Source organism: Streptomyces sp. NBC_01450 (assembly GCF_036227505.1).
In the GTDB taxonomy this organism is placed as follows: domain Bacteria; phylum Actinomycetota; class Actinomycetes; order Streptomycetales; family Streptomycetaceae; genus Streptomyces.
Genome location: NZ_CP109480.1, coordinates 6,983,086 through 7,003,856, shown reverse-complemented (window position 1 = coordinate 7,003,856; position 20,771 = coordinate 6,983,086). Strand labels below are relative to the sequence as shown.

The 20,771-nt window shown below is 71.7% G+C and carries 20 protein-coding genes; 11 read left to right on the top strand and 9 right to left on the bottom strand.

Annotated elements, in window-relative coordinates:
- Window positions 1–70: 70 nt before the first annotated feature.
- Window positions 71–1,669 carry an RDD family protein gene (locus tag OG568_RS31210; RefSeq protein WP_329533943.1) on the bottom strand — a complete coding sequence of 533 codons (1,599 nt, stop codon included), beginning with the start codon at window positions 1,667–1,669 and terminating at the stop codon, window positions 71–73.
- Between the two features lie 254 nt (window positions 1,670–1,923).
- Between OG568_RS31210 and OG568_RS31205 the strand changes: the two genes are divergently transcribed.
- Window positions 1,924–2,397, top strand: coding sequence for an SsgA family sporulation/cell division regulator (locus tag OG568_RS31205; RefSeq protein WP_329533942.1), 474 nt, complete (start codon window positions 1,924–1,926; stop codon window positions 2,395–2,397).
- A gap of 59 nt (window positions 2,398–2,456) precedes the next feature.
- Here the strand turns inward: OG568_RS31205 and OG568_RS31200 are convergent, their stop codons facing one another.
- Complete coding sequence (locus OG568_RS31200) at window positions 2,457–3,863, bottom strand: FAD-binding oxidoreductase (protein WP_329367864.1); 1,407 nt, start codon at window positions 3,861–3,863, stop codon at window positions 2,457–2,459.
- A 92-nt stretch (window positions 3,864–3,955) separates the two neighbouring features.
- On the opposite strand from OG568_RS31200, the gene OG568_RS31195 reads away from it, so the two are divergent.
- Entirely contained in the window at window positions 3,956–5,617 is a 1,662-nt protein-coding gene (locus OG568_RS31195) for a tetratricopeptide repeat protein (protein WP_329533941.1), read from the top strand.
- Between the two features lie 13 nt (window positions 5,618–5,630).
- Here the strand turns inward: OG568_RS31195 and hppD are convergent, their stop codons facing one another.
- On the bottom strand, window positions 5,631–6,776 hold the full coding sequence (hppD, locus tag OG568_RS31190) for a 4-hydroxyphenylpyruvate dioxygenase (protein WP_329533940.1): 1,146 nt from the start codon (window positions 6,774–6,776) through the stop codon (window positions 5,631–5,633).
- A gap of 123 nt (window positions 6,777–6,899) precedes the next feature.
- On the opposite strand from hppD, the gene OG568_RS31185 reads away from it, so the two are divergent.
- From OG568_RS31185 to OG568_RS31155, 7 genes are all read left to right on the top strand, one after another.
- Entirely contained in the window at window positions 6,900–7,370 is a 471-nt protein-coding gene (locus tag OG568_RS31185; protein ID WP_266582699.1) for an Lrp/AsnC family transcriptional regulator, read from the top strand.
- Between the two features lie 20 nt (window positions 7,371–7,390).
- On the top strand, window positions 7,391–8,038 hold the full coding sequence (locus OG568_RS31180; RefSeq protein WP_329533939.1) for an ABC transporter permease: 648 nt from the start codon (window positions 7,391–7,393) through the stop codon (window positions 8,036–8,038).
- Window positions 8,031–9,305 carry a betaine/proline/choline family ABC transporter ATP-binding protein gene (locus OG568_RS31175; protein WP_329533938.1) on the top strand — a complete coding sequence of 425 codons (1,275 nt, stop codon included), beginning with the start codon at window positions 8,031–8,033 and terminating at the stop codon, window positions 9,303–9,305. Before OG568_RS31180 ends, OG568_RS31175 begins: the two co-directional genes overlap by 8 nt.
- On the top strand, window positions 9,302–10,237 hold the full coding sequence (locus tag OG568_RS31170) for an ABC transporter permease (RefSeq protein ID WP_329533937.1): 936 nt from the start codon (window positions 9,302–9,304) through the stop codon (window positions 10,235–10,237). Before OG568_RS31175 ends, OG568_RS31170 begins: the two co-directional genes overlap by 4 nt.
- The gene (locus OG568_RS31165) at window positions 10,234–11,250 is read left to right on the top strand and encodes a glycine betaine ABC transporter substrate-binding protein (RefSeq protein WP_443077790.1); all 1,017 of its coding nucleotides are present in this window, start codon (window positions 10,234–10,236) and stop codon (window positions 11,248–11,250) included. The genes OG568_RS31170 and OG568_RS31165 overlap by 4 nt, the downstream gene beginning before the upstream one ends.
- 77 nt (window positions 11,251–11,327) lie before the next feature.
- A complete protein-coding gene (locus OG568_RS31160) occupies window positions 11,328–11,930 on the top strand; it encodes an ArsR/SmtB family transcription factor (RefSeq protein ID WP_329533936.1) in 603 nt (200 codons plus the stop codon).
- A complete protein-coding gene (locus OG568_RS31155) occupies window positions 11,927–12,112 on the top strand; it encodes a hypothetical protein (protein WP_266582701.1) in 186 nt (61 codons plus the stop codon). The genes OG568_RS31160 and OG568_RS31155 overlap by 4 nt, the downstream gene beginning before the upstream one ends.
- Here OG568_RS31155 and OG568_RS31150 read toward each other — a convergent pair.
- From OG568_RS31150 to OG568_RS31140, 3 genes are read right to left on the bottom strand one after another with little or no spacing between them, the layout of a single operon-like run.
- Window positions 12,109–12,897, bottom strand: coding sequence for a S16 family serine protease (locus OG568_RS31150; RefSeq protein ID WP_329533935.1), 789 nt, complete (start codon window positions 12,895–12,897; stop codon window positions 12,109–12,111). The two genes, OG568_RS31155 and OG568_RS31150, sit on opposite strands and share 4 nt — an antisense overlap.
- A gap of 15 nt (window positions 12,898–12,912) precedes the next feature.
- Window positions 12,913–14,034: an o-succinylbenzoate synthase gene (gene menC / locus OG568_RS31145; RefSeq protein WP_329533934.1), complete on the bottom strand. Its 1,122-nt coding sequence runs from the start codon at window positions 14,032–14,034 to the stop codon at window positions 12,913–12,915.
- Window positions 14,031–14,846: a chorismate synthase gene (locus OG568_RS31140; RefSeq protein ID WP_329533933.1), complete on the bottom strand. Its 816-nt coding sequence runs from the start codon at window positions 14,844–14,846 to the stop codon at window positions 14,031–14,033. The genes menC and OG568_RS31140 overlap by 4 nt, the downstream gene beginning before the upstream one ends.
- Before the next feature lie 139 nt (window positions 14,847–14,985).
- Between OG568_RS31140 and OG568_RS31135 the strand changes: the two genes are divergently transcribed.
- Complete coding sequence (locus OG568_RS31135) at window positions 14,986–16,563, top strand: PucR family transcriptional regulator (RefSeq protein WP_329533932.1); 1,578 nt, start codon at window positions 14,986–14,988, stop codon at window positions 16,561–16,563.
- A gap of 21 nt (window positions 16,564–16,584) precedes the next feature.
- On the opposite strand, the gene OG568_RS31130 is transcribed toward OG568_RS31135, so the two are convergent.
- The gene (locus OG568_RS31130) at window positions 16,585–17,118 is read right to left on the bottom strand and encodes a MarR family winged helix-turn-helix transcriptional regulator (protein ID WP_443077789.1); all 534 of its coding nucleotides are present in this window, start codon (window positions 17,116–17,118) and stop codon (window positions 16,585–16,587) included.
- Window positions 17,119–17,175: 57 nt separating this feature from the next.
- Between OG568_RS31130 and OG568_RS31125 the strand changes: the two genes are divergently transcribed.
- A complete protein-coding gene (locus tag OG568_RS31125) occupies window positions 17,176–17,997 on the top strand; it encodes an alpha/beta fold hydrolase (protein ID WP_329533931.1) in 822 nt (273 codons plus the stop codon).
- Here the strand turns inward: OG568_RS31125 and dapE are convergent.
- Window positions 17,978–19,054: a succinyl-diaminopimelate desuccinylase gene (gene dapE, locus OG568_RS31120; protein ID WP_443077788.1), complete on the bottom strand. Its 1,077-nt coding sequence runs from the start codon at window positions 19,052–19,054 to the stop codon at window positions 17,978–17,980. The genes OG568_RS31125 and dapE overlap by 20 nt on opposite strands.
- The gene (locus OG568_RS31115; RefSeq protein WP_329533930.1) at window positions 19,051–20,553 is read right to left on the bottom strand and encodes an amino acid permease; all 1,503 of its coding nucleotides are present in this window, start codon (window positions 20,551–20,553) and stop codon (window positions 19,051–19,053) included. Before OG568_RS31115 ends, dapE begins: the two co-directional genes overlap by 4 nt.
- Window positions 20,554–20,771 lie beyond the last annotated feature (218 nt).

The window sequence follows — 20,771 nt, the reverse complement described above, 5'->3', positions numbered from 1 at the left end:
ACCGGGCTCCCGGCGGCCGCGCCACCCGTCCGGAGGGTCAGGCCCTACGGCCCGGACGGCGTACGGGCGGCTACGCGGCCACGAAGGTGTGGGCCGCCTTGTCGTGCCAGCACTGGCGCCAGGGCTTGTCGAACACGCACCACAGGACGCCGATGGCGCCGATGACGAGGACGCCGGGGACGGCGTAGACGAGCCAGCGGCGCAGGGCCCGCCCGAAGGACGGGGGTTCATGGCTCTCGATGTCCCGGACCTCGATCCCGCACACCTTCTTGCCGAGCGTGCGGCCCCACTTGGCGGTGGGCAGCACGTCGTAGAGGACGCCGAAGAGGAGCAGGACGGCCAGGACGATCCCGAGGTAGCCCGTGGTCGTCCCGTCGAGCAGCCATACGGTGACGGTCTGGCCGGACCGCTTGGCCGCGTCGACCTTCTCGTTGATGTGGTCGATCGCCTTGGTGCCCAGCGGTACGGCGGGCACGGCGGTGACGGTCGCCAGGACCGCGGTGTCCACGATCCGGGCCAGCAGCCGCCTGCCGAGGCTCGCCGGGCGCGCCGCGGACTGTCTGCGGGCGGCGGCCTGGAACACGTCGTCCACCGGCGGCTTCCACGGCGTGACGGGCTGTCCGTCGGCGCCCGGGTCACCCGCGAGCCGGTGCACCTGCTGGGCCCAGGACGGCTGTCCTCCACCGGGGCCGCTGGTGAGGGGCGTGCCGGCGGGGCCGGTGGACTGCTGCGGGACGGAAGGCGTGGCGGGGGTGGAGGGTGCGGGGGTGGGCGGCTGCTGCGCGGCGGCGGCGGGCTGGGCCGGCCTGGCCGCCGCCTCGGCCGCGGCCTGGGCGGCCTGTCCGGCGCCGAAGCCGCCCCCGGCCCCCGCCGAGCCGCTCGCCGCGGGGGTGTCCGCCCCCGGTGCGCCGTCGGCCGAAGCCGTGCCCCCGGGCTGCGCCCCGCGCTGCGGCCCCGTGCGCGGGGCGGACGGACGGAACGTCATGGCGCCCTCGGAAGGGGCGGGGTGTGCGGCGCTGTCGGGGTGACCGGTGCCGGTGAACCGCGCGCCGCCCGCCGGAGCCGCGGCCCCGGACGCGCCCTCGGCGCCGGTGGACGGCGCCGGTCCCGTCGGACGGCGGAACATCATGGTGCCGTCGGAGGCGGGGGGTTGCGGGGTGCCGCCCCGGTCCGCGGGCGGGATCGTCGCGGTGCCGTCGGCACGGGCGGACTCGCCGTCCGGCTGGACGACCGCGTCACCCGGTTCGGCCGCGCGCGGCAGCCGCGGGTCGGCCATCGGGGGCGCGCCCCAGGACACCCGGCGGTCCTGCTCACCGCCGAAGCCGGACTGCTGGGAGCGGTCGGCGCCCCACGCGGCCGCCGGCTCGGGCCGGCTGCCGTGCTGTGCCTCGGCCGGGCTCACCCGGCGCGGGTCGGGGGCGGGTCGCGGGTCCTCGTCGAAGAAGTGCGGGCCGGTCTCCTCGGCGGGAGCGGCCGCGGGCGTGGGAACGGAGGCCGCAGGCCGGGGGCCTGGCGGCGTGAGCGGTGCGCCGTCGGAGGGCGCGGGACGGCTCGTACCCGGTACCCAGGAGGCACCGTTCCAGTACCGGACATATCCAGGAATGGAGGGGTCCGGGTAATACCCTTCACGGGGCTGGTCGTCACCGGGGGCCGGGGTTGGGGCGCTCATGTCCGTCGTCCCGTATCTGCTCGGGGGTTTTTGAGGCTCCACATCTATCAGACGGGCGCGCCTGTCAGCGGCGCTCCCGCCGTACCCACCTCTTTCGGGCAAGGTTCCGCCACAAGCGGTCGCCGCGCGGAACACGGCCTCGGAACGCCCGCCAAAAAACTTCTTCGAACCCGCGTAATGGTTCCGTGTGATCGAGCTCTCCACTCGTACGGGCCCGCCTCGAGGGCCCCGTACCCGAGAGGAAGCGCATCGACATGCTCACCGTGGTGGAACGCGAACTCGAGATCGACCTCGTCCTGTCGCCCGAACTCAGCATCCCCGTACCGGCCCGGCTCAACTACCGCTCCGACGACCCGTACGCCGTCCACATCACCTTTCACATCGGCTCCGACCATCCCGTCGGCTGGACCTTCGCCCGCGAACTGCTCGTCGAGGGCGTGTTCCGGCCGTGCGGACACGGCGACGTACGGGTGTGGCCGACGAAGGTCGCGGGCCGCGGCGTCGTTCTGATGGCGCTCAGCTCCCCGGACGGGGACGCCCTCCTGCTGGCGCCCGCCGCGCAGGTGTCCTCCTGGCTGGAGCGCACCCTGCGGGCGGTCCCGCCGGGTACCGAGGCCGAGGAGCTCGGCCTCGACGACGGCCTCGCCGAGCTGCTCGCCCCGACCCCGGCCGACGACCTGTGGCTGCGCGACCCGTGGCCGTCGGACGAGTCGAAGGACGGCGAGTGAACCCGTTCGCGCCCTTGTTTCCGATACCGACGTTCCCTGGAACACCCTTACCGGCGTCCCTAGAAGACCTTGCCCGGGTTCAGGATGCCCAGTGGGTCGAAGGCGGCCTTGATGCCGCGCTGCATCTCGACGCCCACCGGTCCGAGCTCGCGGGCCAGCCACTCCTTCTTCAGGACTCCGACGCCGTGCTCGCCGGTGATGGTGCCGCCGAGTTCCAGGCCGAGCGCCATGATCTCGTCGAAGGACTCACGGGCGCGCCGGGACTCGTCGGGGTCGGTGGCGTCGAAGCAGACGGTGGGGTGGGTGTTGCCGTCGCCCGCGTGCGCGCAGACACCGATGGTCAGGGAGTACTTCTCGGCGACCCGTTCGATGCCTTCGAGCATGTCGCCGAGCCGGGAGCGCGGCACGCACACGTCGTCGATCATCGTCGTGCCCTTGACCGCTTCGAGCGCGGTGAGCGACAACCGCCTCGCCTGGAGGAGGAGTTCGGACTCCGCCGCGTCCTCCGCGGGGACCACCTCCGTCGCGCCCGCGGCCTCGCAGAGCGCGCCGACGGCGGTGAGGTCGGCGGCCGGGTCGTGGGTGTCGAAGGCGGCGAGGAGGAGCGCCTCGGTGCTCTCCGGGAGGCCCATGTGGGCCAGGTCGTTGACGGCCTTGACCGTCGTACGGTCCATGAGTTCGAGGAGGGAGGGGACGTGCCCGCCCTCCATGATCCGGACCACGGCGTCGCAGGCGGCCCGCGCCGATCCGAACTCCGCCGCCAGCACCAACTGCTGGGGCGGCTGCGGCCTGAGCGCCAGGATCGCCCGGACGACGATGCCGAGCGAGCCCTCGGATCCGACGAAGAGGCGGGTGAGGTCGTACCCGGCGACCCCCTTCGCCGTACGGCGGCCGGTGGACATGAGCCGCCCGTCGGCCAGCACCACGTCCAGGCCGAGGACGTACTCGGCCGTCACCCCGTACTTCACACAGCACAGGCCGCCGGAGGCGGTGCCGATGTTCCCGCCGATCGTGCACATCTCCCAGCTGGAGGGGTCCGGCGGGTAGTACAGGCCGTGTTCGCCCACGGCGCGGGAGAGGGTGGCGTTGATGACGCCGGGTTCCACGACGGCGATCCGGTCGACCGGGTTGATCTCCAGGATGCGGTCCATCTTCACCAGCGACAGCACGATGCAGCCGTCGGAGGCGTTGGCGGCGCCGGACAGACCGGTGCGGGCGCCCTGCGGGACGACCGGGACCCGCAGCTCGGTCGCGATCCGCATGACGTGCTGGACCTGTTCGACGGTACGGGGCAGGACGACGACGGCGGGGGTGCCCGCCTCGCAGAAGCTCGCCATGTCGTTCGCGTACGAGGCCGTGACGTCCGGGTCGATGAGAACGGCCTCGGCGGGCAGGCCGCTCAGCAGGCGGTCCACGAGGTTGCCGGTGACTTCGTCGCGCGGGGCTTCGATACGGCTCATGATCACAGCGTCGCACTCGGGGCCATCGGTGTGAACCCCATCCACGCGGGGCTTGGCGTGCCGGGGTGTGGTCTTCGTATTGACGCACAGTGAGCGGCATGGAGATCGAAGAGCGACAGCCGGTGCTCACGGGGCTCACGCCCCAGGGGCCCTCCAGGCGGCGTCCCTCCGTCGCCAAGCACATGCTGATCGGCCTGGTCGCGGGGGCCGTCGTCCTCGGCGGGGTGCTGGTGCTGCTGCCCTCCGAGCGGCGGACCACGGCGGCGCCGTCGCCGGGTCCGGTGGCGCGGGCGGTGACGGCGGTGGGGGCCGGGGTGCCCGCCGCGCTGCCCGATCTGGCGGCGCTCATCGGCGACCACGAGGCCCATCTGCGCGCCCATCCGCGTGACGAGCGGTCGTGGGCGGTGCTCGGCGCGGCGTACGTGGAGCAGGGCCGGCGGACGGCCACGCCCGCGTACTTCCCGAAGGCCGAGCAGGCGCTGCGCACGTCGCTGCAGACGAACCCGAAGGGGAACCCGACGGCGCTGGAGGGGTTGGCCGCGCTCGCCAACGCCCGCAGCGACTTCAAGACCGGGCGGAAGTGGGCCGAGGAGGCACTGAAGCAGGCGCCGAAGCGCTGGACGGCGTATCCGCTGCTGATCGACTCCTGCACCGGCCTCGGTGACTACAAGGCGAGCCGCGCCGCGCTGGAGAAGCTCCAGGGGCTGCACCACGGGCCGCCGGTGCTGGCCGAGGCCGCCCGGGTGTACTGGGACCGCGGCTGGCGGGAGGACGCGATGGCCTCCCTCGCGGACGCCGCGGCGGGTGCCACCGCTCCGGCCGAGCGGGCGACCTGGCTGGCGCAGTCGGGCCGGCTCGCCTGGGAACGCGGGGACCGCGAGGAGTCGCTGCGCTACTACGAGGCCGCGCTGAGCAGCGACCCCGACCAGCGCGGCGCGCTCGCCGGACAGGGGCGTGCGCTGGCGGCGCTCGGGCGCAGCGCGGAGGCGCTGCGCGCGTACCAGACGGCGTTCGCCCAGGAGCCCGATCCGCGGTACGCGCTGGAGCTGGGCGAGTTGTACGAGACGCTGGGGGTGCGCGACGCGGCGCAGACGCAGTACGCGCTGCTGCGGGAGCGGGTGCGCACCGACGCCTCGGCCGGTGTCGACGACGAGCTGGTCCTCGGGCTGTTCGAGGCGGACCACGGCGATCCCGAGGAGGCGGTGCGCCGGCTGCGCGAGGAGTGGAAGCGCCAGCCCGGTATCGCCGTAGCGGACGCGCTGGGGTGGGCGCTGCACCGGGCCGAGGAGGACGAGGAGGCGCTGAAGTTCGCGACGAAGGCGACGGACAAGACGGCGGGCGGCGGCGTCCGCAGCGCGCTGTACGTCTACCACCGGGGCGAGATCGAACGCGAGCTGGGTCTGTCCGGCTCGGCGCGCCGCCACATCGCGGAGTCCCTCCAGATCAACCCGTACTTCTCCCCCGTCCTCGCGCCCCAGGCCCGGCGGGCCCTGACCGATCTCGGCGAGCCCGCCCCGGAGCCGTTGCCCGAGCCGAAGGACACCGCCCCGGCGGAGCCCGAGGGTGCGCAAGGGCCGCCGGGCGCACCCGCGCGTCCGGCGAACCCCGCGGCCCCGCGGCCGCCACGTCGTCCCACGGCACAGGCACCGGCACCGAAGCCGGCACCGCACCCGACAACGACACCGCCACCCCCACCGGCACCGTCACCACCCGCGCCACCGCCACCGCCACCGGCACCGCGCCGCCCGACGTCACGCTGACCGCGGATGAGCCCTACAGGTTGCCGCGCTTGTCCTGCTCCCGCTCGATCGCCTCGAAGAGGGCCTTGAAGTTGCCCTTGCCGAAGCCCATCGAGCCGTGCCGTTCGATGATCTCGAAGAAGACGGTCGGCCGGTCCTGGACCGGCTTGGTGAAGATCTGGAGCAGATAGCCGTCCTCGTCGCGGTCGGCGAGGATCTTGAGCTCGCGCAGGGTGTCGACGGGGACCCGGGTGTCGCCGACCCACTCGCCGAGGGTGTCGTAGTACGAGTCGGGCGTGTCCAGGAACTGGACCCCGGCCGCGCGCATGGTGCGTACGGTCTGCACGATGTCGTTGGTGTTCAGCGCGATGTGCTGGACGCCCGCGCCGCCGTAGAACTCCAGGTACTCGTCGATCTGGGACTTCTTCTTGGCGATGGCGGGCTCGTTGATCGGGAACTTGACCTTGAGCGTGCCGTCGGCGACGACCTTCGACATCAGCGCGCTGTACTCGGTCGCGATGTCGTCTCCCACGAACTCCTTCATGTTCGTGAAGCCCATGACCTTGTTGTAGAAGCCGACCCATTCGTTCATGCGGCCGAGTTCGACGTTGCCGACGCAGTGGTCGATGGCCTGGAAGGTGCGGTGGGCGGGCGGTTCGACCATCGGGGCGGCGGCGGTGTAGCCGGGGAGGTACGGGCCGTCGTAGCCGGTGCGTTCGACGAGCGTGTGCCGGGTCTCGCCGTACGTGGCGATCGCGGCGAGGACGACCGTGCCGTGCTCGTCCTTGAGCTCGTAGGGCTCGGCGAGCGGGCGGGCGCCGTGCTCGACGGCGTACGCGAACGCGGCGCGCGCGTCCGGGACCTCGATGGCGAGGTCGACGACACCGTCACCGTGCGTGGCCACGTGCTCGGTCAGAAAGTGGCCCCAGGTCGTGGCGGGCTTGATGACGGAGGTGAGGACGAAGCGTGCCGAGCCGTTCTCGAGGACGTACGAGGCCGTCTCGCGGCTGCCGTTCTCCGGTCCGGAGTAGGCGACCAGCCGCATGCCGAAGGCCGTGGAGTAGTAGTGCGCGGCCTGCTTGGCGTTGCCGACGGCGAAGACGACCGCGTCCATTCCCTTGACCGGGAAGGGGTCTGCCTGCCGGGCGGTGTCGGGAGTGAGGTGTGTGGTCTGCGTCATGGCCGCAGACTCCCCCCGTTCCACAAGGTGCGCAATAGTTCGCGATCAGGCTGGACAATGTGCTCAGTAAACTGCTCGCTTCGGCGGGCGTTCTGTACATGATGACCACCCGGGGAGGGCGGCATGGCAATCGATCACCTGGACGGCCGGCTCATCGTGCTGCTGGCCGAGGAGCCGCGCATCGGCGTGCTGGAGATGTCCCGGCGGCTCGGGGTCGCGCGCGGCACCGTGCAGGCCCGGCTCGACCGCCTTCAATCGAATGGAGTCATCCGGGGATTCGGTCCGCAGGTGGATCCGGCCGCGCTCGGCTACCCCGTCACGGCCTTCGCGACCCTGCAGATCCGGCAGGGACAAGGCCCCGACGTACGGGCGCACTTGACGACCGTCCCCGAGGTGCTGGAGCTGCACACGACCACCGGCAGCGGCGACATGCTGTGCCGGCTGGTGGCCCGCTCGAACGCCGATCTCCAACGTGTGATCGACCGGGTCGTCGGTTTTGATGGCATCGTCCGGGCCTCCACGGCGATCGTCATGGAGAACCCCGTTCCGCTGCGGATCATCCCGCTGGTGAAGCAGGCGGCGACCGAGCACTGACCGAGGACCGGGGAGGTGGCGTGAACTTCTGGCAGTACCTGAGCAGCCGCCATCAGCAGCTGCTCACGGACACGTACCAGCACGCCAGCGTGGTCTTCCAGTGCATGGTCGTCGCGACGCTCATCGGTGTGGTGATCGGCGTCGTCACCTATCACAGCGACTGGGCGGGCGGCGTCGCCACGATCACCACCTCCGGCATCCTGACCATCCCCTCGCTCGCCATGATCGGTCTGCTGATCCCGATCGTGGGCCTGGGCGTGCCGCCCACGGTGATCGCGCTGACGCTGTACGGACTGCTGCCGATCGTGCGCAACTCGATCGTGGGCCTGCGCGGGGTCGACCCCGCGCTGGTGGACGCGGCGAAGGGCATCGGCATGTCCGGTCCTGCCCGGCTGCTGAAGGTCGAGCTGCCGCTGGCCTGGCCGCCGATCCTCACCGGCATCCGGGTCTCCACGCAGATGCTGATGGGCATCGCGGCGATCGCGGCGTACGCCTCCGGCCCCGGCCTCGGCAACGAGATCTTCCGCGGCCTCGCCTCCCTGGGCAGCAAGAACGCGCTCAACCAGGTACTCGCGGGCACGATCGGGATCATCATTCTCGCGCTGCTGTTCGACGCCGCCTATGTCCTCATCGGCCGGATGACCATTCCGAGGGGGATCCGTGCCTGAGACGACCGAGGCGGCGCGGGCGCCGGAAGGCACGCACACCTCCACGACCGGCGCCACCATCGAGCTGGACAACCTCACCAAGCGCTACCCCGGCAGCCGGGAACCCGCCGTGGACAGCGTCAACATGGAGATCAAGGCGGGCGAGCTGGTCGTCTTCGTGGGTCCGTCGGGATGCGGCAAGTCCACCACGCTCAAGATGATCAACCGGCTGATCGAACCGACCGGCGGCCGCATCCGCATCAACGGCGAGGACGTCACCGACATGGACCCGGTGAAGCTGCGCCGCAAGATCGGCTACGCGATCCAGTCGTCCGGTCTCTTCCCGCACATGACGGTCGCCCAGAACATCGCCCTCGTACCGAAGATGGTCGGCTGGTCGAAGTCGCGGATCAAGGCCCGCGTCGAGGAGATGCTGGACCTGGTCGGCCTCGACCCGGCCGAGTTCCAGGGCCGCTATCCGCGCGGGCTCTCCGGTGGCCAGCAGCAACGCGTGGGCGTGGCCCGGGCGCTCGCGGCCGACCCGCCCGTGCTGCTGATGGACGAGCCCTTCGGCGCCGTGGACCCGATCACCCGCGACCATCTCCAGGACGAGCTGATCCGGCTCCAGCAGGAGCTGCACAAGACGATCGTCTTCGTCACCCACGACTTCGACGAGGCGATCAAGCTCGGTGACCGGATCGCGGTGCTGCGCGAACGTTCGCACATCGCGCAGTTCGACACCCCGGAGGGGATCCTCACCAACCCGGCCGACGACTTCGTGTCGGGGTTCGTGGGCGCGGGCGCCGCGCTGAAGCGGCTCAACCTCACCCGCGTGCGGCATGTGGAGATGAGGGACTATCCGAGGGTCACCGTGGACGATCCGCTCCAGGCGATCTTCAACCTGCTCCGGGCGAGCGGTACGAACGAGATCCTGCTGCTCGACAAGCGGCGCCGCCCCTACAAGTGGCTGCGGCGCGGCGACCTGATGCGCGCCAAGGGCTCGCTGGCCCGCGCGGGGACGCTGGTGCAGGCCACGGTGTCCCGGGATGCCACGCTCCGCGACGCCCTGGAGGCAGTCCTCACGGACAGCTCGGGGCGGGTCGCGGTGACCGGGCGGCGCGGCGAGTACATCGGTGTCGTCGACATGGAGACGCTGATGAACTCCGTGCACGAGCTGCTGGAGGAAGACCGGCTGGAGGCGATGGAGCACCAGCACGAGCTGGAGGAGGCGCGCGCCCAGCAGACCCACTTCGAGCAGGAGGGTACGAGCGGGGAGGCGAAGGCGTGAACACTCCCCCACCCAAGGGGCGACCCAAGGGCGTGCACGAGGCGAAGGGGTCCGCGTTCGGGAGCGGTGGCGCGTTCTCGCGGAACTCCGCGGACTTCCCCGAAGACCTTCCCGAAGGTTTTCCCGGGGGCTTTCCCGGGGACGGTGAAGGCGGCGTCGAGGGGGAGGCCCCGCCTCCGAAGCTCGCCCCCGAGCGCCGGATCACCTGGCAGAAGCTGACGTTCCTGCCCCTGGTTCTCACGGCCGTGCTGCTGGCCACCTGGATCTGGTTCCAGCAGGCGCGGCTGGACCCGATCTCCGAGAACGCGCTGTCGAACGGCCAGGTGTCGAAGGCCCTGTGGCAGCAGATCCGGCTGACCGTGATCTCCACCTTCTTCGTGCTGATCATCGCGATCCCCCTGGGCATCCTGCTCACCCGGGCGGCGTTCCGGAAGGCGACCCCGGTCGCGATGACGTTCGCCAACATGGGGCAGGCCACGCCCGCGATCGGCCTGCTGGCGCTGCTGGTCATCTGGCTCGGCACCGGCCAGAAGGCCGCCCTGATCGGCATCACCGTCTACGCCATCCTGCCGGTCCTCTCCAACACGATCGCGGGCCTGAAGGCCAACGACCCGATCCTGCTGGAGGCGGCCCGCGGCATCGGCATGTCCCCCCTGGGGGTGCTGACCCGCATCGAACTCCCGCTGGCGGTGCCACTGATCCTCGCGGGCGTACGGACGGCCCTGGTCCTGAACGTGGGCACGGCGACCCTCGCCACGTTCGGCGGGGGCGGCGGCCTCGGCGTCCTGATCACCACCGGCATCACCACCCAGCGCATGCCCGTCCTGGTCCTCGGCTCGGTCCTCACGGTCTCGCTGGCCCTGCTCGTGGACTGGCTCGCCTCCCTGGTCGAACTGCTCCTCAGGCCGCGCGGGTTGGAGGCCGGCTCATGAGACGTACGGGTCCGGTGCCGGCCGGAAGGCGTACGTGTCCGGTGTCGGCCGGAAGGCGTACGTGTCTGGTGTCGGCCGGGGCGCTGGTCCTGGCCTCCGGCTGCGGGCTGACCAGCGGCTCCCCCATGGTCGACGACGTCGGGCCCGGCTCGATCGGGCAGGGGCAGCCGCTCAAGGGCGCCCATCTGACGGTGACGTCGAAGGAGTTCACCGAGCAGCTGATCCTCGGCGCGATCATGGGCATCGCCTTCCAGGCGGCCGGCGCGGATGTCCTCGACCGGACGGGCATCCAGGGTTCGATCGGCGCGCGCGAGGCCGTCAAGAACAAGGACGCGGACGGGATGTACGAGTACACGGGCACCGCCTGGATCACGTACCTCGGCAACAGCAAGCCCATCCCCAACCCCCAGCAGCAGTGGCAGGCGGTGCACGACGCCGACCTGAAGAACGGGCTGACCTGGCTGCCGCCGTCCGCGCTCAACAACACGTACGCGCTCGCCATGAACCAGGCCAACTTCAAGAAGTACGGCACGAAGACGCTCTCCGACGTGGCCGCGCTGTCCAAGTCGAACCCGGGCGCGGTCACGCTGTGCGTGGAGAGCGAGTTCGCCAACCGGGCCGACGGGCTGCCGGGCATGGAGAAGGCGTACGGGATGCACGTGCCCGCGAAGAACATCACACAGATGGACACCGGGATCATCTACACCCAGGTGGCGAAGGGGAGTTGCACGTACGGGGAGGTGTTCACCACCGACGGGCGCATCAAGTCGATGAACCTGGCGGTGATGGAGGACGACAAGAAGTTCTTCCCCAACTACAACGCGGCGCCCGTGATCAACTCCAAGGCCCTGAAGAAGTACCCGGCGATCGCCCAGGTCCTGGACCCGATCACCAAGAAGCTCGACAACGACGTGGCCCAGACCCTGAACTCCAAGGTGGATGTGGACGGGCAGGATCCGCATCAGGTGGCGCTGGACTGGATGAAGCAGGAGGGGTTCGTCAGGGGAGGGTGAGCGGTGCGGCGACTTCCAAAACAATGGCTGCAAAGAAACCCTTGCAACTACTCCTTTGCAACGCTACCTTTGCATGCATGGAAGAGCCTCGGGATCCACAGGTCCGCAATCTCGACGCCCGCTCGCTGCGCGGGCTCGCGCATCCCTTGCGCATCCAGCTCCTGGACGCTCTGCGCTTCGGCGGTCCGGCCACCGCGTCCCAGCTCGCCGAGAAGCTGGGTGAGTCGAGCGGTGCCACCAGCTATCACCTGCGGCAGCTGGCCGCACACGGCTTCGTCGAGGACGCCCCCGAGCGGGGCAAGGGGCGGGAACGGTGGTGGAAGGCGGTCCACCGGGGCCTGGGCTTCGACGACGCTCTGCTCACTCACCCCGACCCGGTCGTGCGCGGGGCCGCCGACATGTACCTCCACGAGGTCGCGACCACGCAGACCCGGGACCTGTCGACCTGGATGGGCAACCGGACCGAGTGGCCGGAGGAATGGTCCCGCGTCTGGGACATGAGCAGCGAGACGCTACGGCTGACACCTGAACTCACCCGCGAACTCATCCAGAAAATGCACGACCTGCTCGAGAGCTACCGCCCTCTGGCCCGCGCGGATGACGACCCCGACGCGGAGCAGGTCCGCTTCCACACACAAGCCTTCCCCGTCGCGCAGGACCGAACGGAGACGCAGCCATGACGCACCCCGACACCCACCTCGCCCTGCACCACCAGCGCGCCGCCGAGCTCCGGGCCCGGGCCGAAGCCCACCGCTTGGCCGCCTCCGCCCGCCGCCCCGGCGAACTGCGGACGCGCCTCGGCTGGACCCTCGTAGAGGTCGGCCTGCGCCTAGCCGCCGCCCCGAAGCCGGCGGTCGCCTAACAGCTCGGGACCGAGCCCTTCCCCTTCTCCAGGGAGACCAGCGCGTCGACCGCGCCCTTGAGCGTGGTCACCGGAACCAGTCGCAGGCCCTTGGGCAGTTCCGACTTGGCGTCCGAGCACTCCGCCTTCGGGACCAGGAAGACCGTCGCGCCGTCGCGCCGGGCGGCCTGCGTCTTCAGACCGACCCCGCCGACCGCGCCGACCTTGCCGTCGGCGTCGATCGTCCCCGTACCCGCGACGGTGCGACCGCCCGTGAGGTCGCCGCCGCTGCCGTCGCCGTCCAGCTTGTCGATGATCCCGAGCGTGAAGAGCAGTCCGGCGCTGGGCCCGCCGACGTCGGCCAGCTTGAGCGTGACCTTCACGTCGTTCTTCTCGTGCAGATAGGACAGGGCCGCCTCGGTGGCCGCGTCCTGGGACTGCTTCATCTGGTCGGCGTTGTGCTGCTCGATCTCCTTGACGGAGTTCCCGCTCGGGTAGACCGAGTCGCGCGGCATCACGGCCCGGTCCGTGCGGAACCAGCCGTCGATCACGTCACCGAGGCTGACGCTCGCGTCCGGCCCGGTCGCCTCGATCGTCGTCATCCGCAGCTGCCCGCTCGTCGTGCGGGTGGGCGCTCCGTTGATGGTGATCACCGGGTCGCCCTTGTTCTCGCCGAGGACGTTCGCCGTCATGCCGGGCTGCGCCACGGAGAACGGCAGCGGCGCGAACGCCGCCGTGGCGAGCAGGGCCACGACGGGAACGGCGCAGACGGCGATGGCCTGGAGGCGTGTGAGGCGAGAGAGCACGGGATCAATCTAACGTCACCGCTCGGCGCGGCCTCCGTACAGGTCCCGCCGGGCGGTGGTGAAGCGGCGCAGCGCCTCCGGCAGCGGCTCGGTGCCGATGCCCGGGGTGCGCGGCACCGGCAGATGGCCGTCGTCGAGGACGAAGGGCTCGGTGATGTCCTCGGCGAAGTAGCGGCTGGAGGCGGAGGTGTCGCCGGGGAGGGTGAAGCCCGGCAGGGCCGCGAGGGCCAGGTTCGGGGCCCGGCCGATGCCCGTCTCCAGCATGCCGCCGCACCAGAGGGGCACCCCGTGCGCGTGCGCGACGTCGTGGATGCGGCGCGCCTCCAGATAGCCGCCGACCCGGGCGGGCTTCACGTTGACCACCCGGCAGGCGTCCATGGCGATCGCGGAGGCGGTGTCGCGGGCGCTGTGCAGGGACTCGTCGAGGCAGACGGGGGTGGCGACGCGCTGCTGGAGCCGTGCGTGCGCGTGGAGGTTGTTCTCCTCCAGCGGCTCCTCGATGAGCAGCAGTCCGAACGCGTCGAGCCGGCGCAGGTGCTCGGCGTCCGCGAGCGAGTACGCCGTGTTGGCGTCGACCTGGAGCGGCAGCGCGTCCCCGAAGCGTTCGCGCACGGCCCGTACGGGCTCCAGGTCCCAGCCGGGTTCGATCTTCAGCTTGATCCGGACGTACCCCTCGGCGAGGTAGCGCTCGACGTCGTCGAGGAGTGCCGGGACGGAGTCCTTGATGCCGACCGACACTCCGGCGGGCACGCGGTCATGGACGGCTCCGAGGTAGGTCGCGAGCGACATGCCGTACGCGCGCAGCTCGGCGTCGAGGACGGCCGTCTCCAGGGCCGCCTTCGCCAGCTCGTGCCCCTTGATCTTCGCCATCGCGGGGGCGAGCGCGGCGGCCGTGAGGTGCGGGAGGGCGGCCACGCGGGGCAGCAGGAAGTCGCGGAGCACGATCTCGGCACCGGCCACGAACTCCGAGCAGTACAGCGGCTCGGGGTCGGCGGCGAACTCCGACCAGCCCTCGGCCGCGTCCGTGACGACGTGCAGGAGGAAGGTGTCCTTCGTCGTCATGGTGCCGAAGGAGGTACGGAAGGGGGTGACGAGGGGCAGCGCGATGTGGACGACTTCGACGCGTTCGAGTTTCATGCGGCGCCTTCCGTGGCAGGGCGGGTGAGGGTGTACCAGCCGTCGCGGGACATCCCCGTGGCGACGTACCCCTCGGCGAAGGCCTCGGTGAAGACCGCGCGGACGGCGTGGCGCCAGCGCAGCGCGAACGCCGGGTCGGCGGCGCGCAGCTTGACGATGTCGTCCGGGACGCGGCACCAGATATGCCGGCCGGCGAGGTCGCGGCGGGTGAGGGAGGCGTCGTCGGGGGCGAGGTGGGTGACGGGGGAACCGTCGCGGTCGGGGGATCCGTCGCGGGCGCCCGTGTCACCCGTGTCCCCTGTGTCGCCGGCTTCACCCCGCGTACGGGGCGCGGCCAGATCCCAGGTCACCGTCAGCCGGTCGCTCTCGTCCCCGTCGTTGACCCCGTCGGCCATGGGCCCGTAGAAGTCGACCAGGTACTCCGTGCCGGTGGCGCCCAGTTTGACCAGGTTGAAGCGGGCGTTGCGGCCGACCAGCGGATCGAACGTCCAGCGCATGGTGCGGGCACCGCGCTCCAGGGCCCAGGCGCGCTGGGCCTGCTTCACGGCGTACCCGACCCCGCGATCGGCCGCGGCGACCAGCGAGTACGTGTCCTGCCGCCCCGGCTCCCCGAACACGGCGACGGCCGCTCCGGCCAGCCGTGTCCCGTCGTACGCGGCATGCACCGCACCCCCGGCGTGCACCAGGCTGTGCAGCACCTCCGCCGGGTAGGGCGGGATGCTGCGGGGTGTCTGCCACACGTCGCTGAAGAGGTCGGCCACCGCCGCGATCCCGGCGACGTCGTGAACGGTACGGATGCTGACTTCGGTCATGGAACCGAGTCTCGAAGCTCCTGACGGCGCTCGCGTTGTACATCAGGACAACACCGGCGTACGTTCCTGATGAGATCGGCCAACCACGCCCGCTACGGGAGCGGCCGACCGGCCTTGTCGTCCCTCCGGAAGGAGCCCCGTGGACGCCTGCACCCTCGGTGACCTGCTGGACGTCGTCGGCGGCCCCTCCGTACGCCTGCACACCGCGCCCGCCGGGCTCGCCGTGCCCGTCACCGAGGCGCTGCTGTACGACGCCCACGCGCCGCTGCCCCGTGCACCCGGGGCGCTGCTGCTCGCGGTCGGGGTGCGGGCGTCCGCGGCGGGGCCGCTGGCGCGGGCGGCGGCGGAGGCGGGGATGAGCGGGCTGGTCGTACGCGGCCCGGACGGTCCGCTCGCGGAGGCGGAGTCGGCCGGTGTGGCCCTGCTGTCCGTGGACGAGGACGCCGCCTGGCACCACGTGCACCTGCTGCTCGCCTCCGCGATCGGCGCGCGGCCGTCGGCCGCCGGGACCGGTCTGGGGGATCTGTTCGCGCTGGCCGACGCGGTGGCCGCGGCCGTCGGCGGCGCCACCGCGATCGAGGACCCCCGACAGCGGATCCTCGCGTACTCGACGGTCGCCGGGCAGCCGGTCGACGAGGACCGCCGCACGGGCATCCTCGGCCTCCAGGTGCCCGGGAGCCCCGCCAACTCGGAGCAGTACCGGGTGCTGTTCGCGGCCGAGGGCGTGGTCCGGCTGCCCGCGCTGGAGGGCAGCGACAACCTGCCGCGCCTCGCCGTCGCCGTCCGGGCCGGCGGCGAGACCCTCGGCTCGCTCTGGGTCGTCGACGACGGCGCCCTCGCACCGGACGCCGAGGAGGCCCTCGCCCAGGGCGCGTCCACGGCGGCCCTGCTCCTGCTGAGGGCCCGCGCCGCGCAGGAACTGGCCCGCCACCAGAACGGCGACCTGCTGCGCCGTCTGCTCGACGGCACCGCCGACCCGGCGGGCGCCGCCCACCGCCTGGGGCTGGGCCTCGGCCCGGACGGGAAACCGGCGCCCGTCCGCGTGGCCGCCTTCGTCCTCGACTCCACCGTCTCCGCCGCGGACGTCGAACAGACCGCGCTACGGCTCCTGGACCTCGTACGCCTCCAGTGCGAGGCGCGCTACGGGCGGCACGCGGGCGTCCTCGTCGACGGCGTCGTCTACGCGCTGCTGCCCGCGGTCGGGGAGCGGGGCGGGGCGCGCCACAAGGGGCTGGCGGAGGACATCGTGGGGCGGGCCGGGCAGGCGCTGCGGGTGCCCGTGCGGGCCGGACTGGGGGACGTGGTCTGCGGGCTCGCGGAGGTACGGGCCTCCCGGGACGACGCCGACCTCGTCCTGCGGGTCCTGGGCCCGGAGCTGCCGGTGGCGACCGTGGAGGAGGTACGCCCGCGCGTCACCCTGCTCCGGCTGGCCGAGGTCCTGGGCGAGCGACGGGAGTTGAGTGCGGGCGGGTGGAAGCGGGTCCTCGCGTACGACGCCGAGCACGGCACCGAGTACGCCCGTACCCTCGTCGCCTGGCTGGACGCGGGCTGCGACATGGCGGGCGCGGCGCGGCTGCTCGCCGTGCACGCCAACACCTGCCGCTACCGCCTCCGGCAGGCCCAGCAGCAGCTCGGCATCGACCTCGACGATCCCGACGAACGGCTGGTGCTGTGGCTGCAGCTGAGGACGCTGGGCGGGCTCGGCAGCCGTCACTGAGCCGCCCTTCGGGCCCGGCCGTCAGTTGACGTCCACGTCCTCGAAGACCTCCAGCATCCGCGCCAGCACCCGTACACACGTCTGCACGTCCGCCTCGGTCAGGTCGCCGCCCACCCGCTTCAGCAGCGCGCTCTCGCGGGTGATCACCGCGTCGATGGCCGAACGGCCGTCGTCGGTCAGCCGGATCAGCGAGGACCGCTGGTGCGCGGGGTTGGCGATGGCCTCGACCAGCCCGTGGGCCGCCGCCTCGTTGACCATCCGCTGCACGAACTGACGGCTGAGCGCCTGCGCGCGCCCCATCTGGGGAACCGTCAGGGGCCCTTGCGCGCGCAGGAGGTCCAGTACGGCGCGCACGCCGATGGAGAGGCCTTCGATCGGCTCGTTGAGCTCCACCTTGCGGCTCACACGCCGGTACAGGGGCCCCAGCACGGCGAACACCTCGTAGAGGCGGGGGGCGAGGTCGTCGGGCGAGAGGGGTTCGTTCTCGTCACGCTCGGCGCGATCGGGCTTGGCGCGGTCGGGGTTGCTGTCGTCGGGCTTGCAGTCGTCGGTCACGGAGACAGGATGACACCTTGGTTGCCAAGTCGGGCCCAACATGACACCTTAGTTGTCATGACTGATGCCTCTCAGGTGTTCATGTTCGAGTCCGCCGACGGCCCGCTCGCCTACCGCGAGGTCGGCACGGGCCCCCCGCTGGTGCTGCTGCACGGCGGCTTCACCGACCACCGCATGTGGGACGACCTGGTGCCGCTCCTCGCGGTCGGCCACCGGGTGATCGCGCCCGACGCCCGCGGCCACGGCCGGTCCGCCAACGCGACGAAGCCCTTCCGCCCCACCGACGACCTCGCCGACCTCCTGCGCCACCTCGACACGGGCCCCGCGATCCTCGTCGGGATGTCGATGGGCGGGGCCACCGCGGTCGACACCGCGCTGGAGCACCCGGACCTCGTCCGCGCGCTCGTCGTCAGCGGCGCCGGGATCACCGACCCCGAGGACACCGACTCCTGGACCCTGGACATCAAGAACCGCTGGGGCGGTGCCCTGGCCGCCGGCGACATCGACCGCTGGGTCGACGTCTTCGCCTCGGTCGTGGCCGGCCCGTATCGCACGCTCGACGAGGTGGACCCGGAGGTCGTACGACGGGTGCGGGAAATGGCGCGGGGGACTATTTCCAAGCACACGCCCGACGAACCCGACCGGTCCGTCCCCGTGACCGACACCGCGGCGCGCGCCAAGACCATCACGGTCCCCGTCCTGGCCATCAACGGCGCCCTGGACGCGGCCGATCTGATCGCGATGGCCGACCGCCTCGTCGACGCCGTCGCCGACGGCCGCACGGCCACCGTCGAGGACGCCGCCCACTACGCCAACATGGAGAAGCCGTACGTCTTCACCAAGTTCCTGATGGAGTGGCTCAGCCTCCTCCCCGCGTGAGCCACTCCGTCAACCGCTCCTCGCACGCCCGCAGCTGTCCGACGGGGACGTACTCCCCCGCCGTGTGCGCGAGGACCGGATCGCCGGGGCCGTAGTTGAGGGCGGGCGTGCCGAGGGCGGCGAAACGGGCCACGTCCGTCCAGCCCAGCTTCGGACGGGGCGTGGCCCCCAGCATGCGCACGAGTGAGGCGACCGCCTGCCGGTCGAGCCCGGGCAGCGCACCCGCGACGACCTCGGTGACGTCGACCTCGTACGCGTCCTCGGGAAAGAGATCCCGTACGTACTTCTCCGCCTCCTCGGCCGAACGACTCGGCGCGAAACGGGAGTTGACGGTGATCACGCACTCGTCGGGCACGACGTTGCCCGCGACCCCGGCGCGTACGGCGACGGCGTTCAACCCTTCCCGGTACTCCAATCCGTCGATCACCACCCGCTCCGGGGTGTGGTCGGCGAGGCGCTGGAGGACGGCCCCGGCGCGGTGCGCGGCGTTCGCACCCCGCCAGGCCCGCGCGGTGTGCGCGCGCTCGCCGCGGACCGTGATGTCGGCCATCAGCACGCCCTGGCAGCCCGCCTCGACCCCGGCGTCGGACGGCTCCATGAGGATCGCGAGGTCGGCCTTCAGCAACTCCGGCCGTACGGCGGCGATCCGGCCGAGCCCGTTGCGGTCGCCCTCGACCTCCTCGCACTCGTAGAAGACGTACGTGACGTCGCGGGTGGGCGTGGGGAGCGTCGCCGCCAGCCGGAGCGCGACGGCGACGCCGCCCTTCATGTCACAGGCGCCGAGCCCGTACAGGAGGTCGCCTCGCAGGACGGACGGCAGGTTCCCGGCGGCGGGAACGGTGTCCAAGTGGCCGGCGATCAGGATCCGTTCGGGGTGGCCGAGGTCGGTGCGGGCGACCACCGAGTTCCCGATCCGCTCCACGGTGAGGTGCGGGAGGACGGCGAGGGCCGCCTCGACGGCGTCCGCGAGCCGGGCCTCCTCGCCGCTCTCGGAGGGCATGTCGACGAGGGCGCGGGTGAGGGCGACGACGTCGGCGGTGAGGTCGAGGGTGCTCACGCCGTTTCCTTGTCACCGGGCTTGTCATCGACCTGGCCGCTGACCTTGTCGCCGAGTTTGTCTTCGAGCTTGGAGTGCTTGATCCCGTACAGCCAGTAGATCACCAGGCCGACGGCCATCCACGCGCCGAACGCGACCCAGGTGTCCGACCCCAGGCTGAACAGCATGTAGACGCAGAAGCCCACCCCCAGGACCGGCGTCACCGGCGAGAAGGGGACCCGGAAGGAGCGGGGCGCCTCCGGGCTGCGGCGGCGCAGCAGCACGACCGCCAGGTTGACCAGCATGAAGGCGAAGAGCGTACCGATGCTGGTGGCGTCGGCGAGCGCGCCCAGCGGGACGAGCGCGGCGAGCACGGCGATGAAGGAGGAGACGATGACCGTGTTGGCGCGCGGCACCCCGGTGGTGGGGTGCACCTTGGAGAACAGCGGCGGCACGAGCCCGTCCCTCGACATCGCGAAGAGGATGCGGATCTGCCCGTACTGCACGGTGAGCACGACGCTCGTGGTGGCGACGACCGCGCCGACGGACAGCAGGATCGGCCACAGGCTGCCGCCGCCGACGGACTGCACGAGCACCTCGCTCAGCGTGGCCTCCGTGCCCTCGAACTTCTTCCACGGCATCGCGCCGAGCGCGGCGACCGCGACGAGGACGTAGAGGGCGGTGACGAGGACGAGGGAGAGGATGATCGCGCGCGGCAGGTCGCGCTGTGGGTTCTTCGCCTCCTCCCCGGCCGTCGAGGCGGCGTCGAAGCCGATGTAGGAGAAGAAGAGCGAGGCCGCGCCCGCGCTCATGCCGGCCGTGCCGAGCGGGAAGAGAGGCGTGAAGTTCCCGGCGTGGAAGGCGGTGAAGGCGACCGCGCAGAACATCACCAGGGCGGCGATCTTCACGCCGACCATGAGGGTGTTGGCGACGGCGCTCTCGCGGGCGCCCCGCAGCAGCACGACCATGGACAGGACGACGATCGCGGCGGCGGGGATGTTGAGGACACCGCCCGCGCCGGGCGGCGCGCTGAGCGTGTCGGGGAGGGTGACCCCGACGGTCAGGTCGAGCAGTTCGTTGACGTACTGCCCCCAGCCGACCGCGACGGCGGCCACGGACACCCCGTACTCCAGGATCAGACACCAGCCGCACACCCAGGCGACGAGCTCGCCGAGGGTGGCGTACGCGTAGCTGTAGGAGGAGCCGGAGCCCGGGATCATGCCGGCCAGCTCGGCGTACGACAGTGCGGAGAACAGCGCGGTCACACCGGCCAGCACGAACGACACGACGATGGCGGGACCGGCCTCGGGCACCGCCTGGCCGAGCACCACGAAGATGCCGGTGCCGAGCGTGGCGCCCACGCTGAGCAGGGTGAGCTGCCCGACGCCCATCGTCCGCCTGAGCGGGCTCCCGGCGGCCTCGGCGACCAGCGATCCGACGCCCTGACGCCGGGTCAGCCGAGCCGCCCGTCCGCCCCCTCGACCGACGTCCGGCCGTGTACGTACCGTCTCCGTCTCCACGCCTTGCTCCCTCCACCGTTCCGCCCTTGCGCCTTCAGTGCCCTGATGATGCGGAGGGCGGGGCGAGACGCGGTGGGAGCATCGGCCAGAGTTGGCTGGGGTGGTTTGGCGGGTCGGCCAAAGCCAGGGGGTGACCGGAAACAAGAACCCTCGGCGCATCGGGGCGCGGGGCGTCAGCACGACGGCATACGGGGCCGTCAGGGCGACGGAGTACGGGC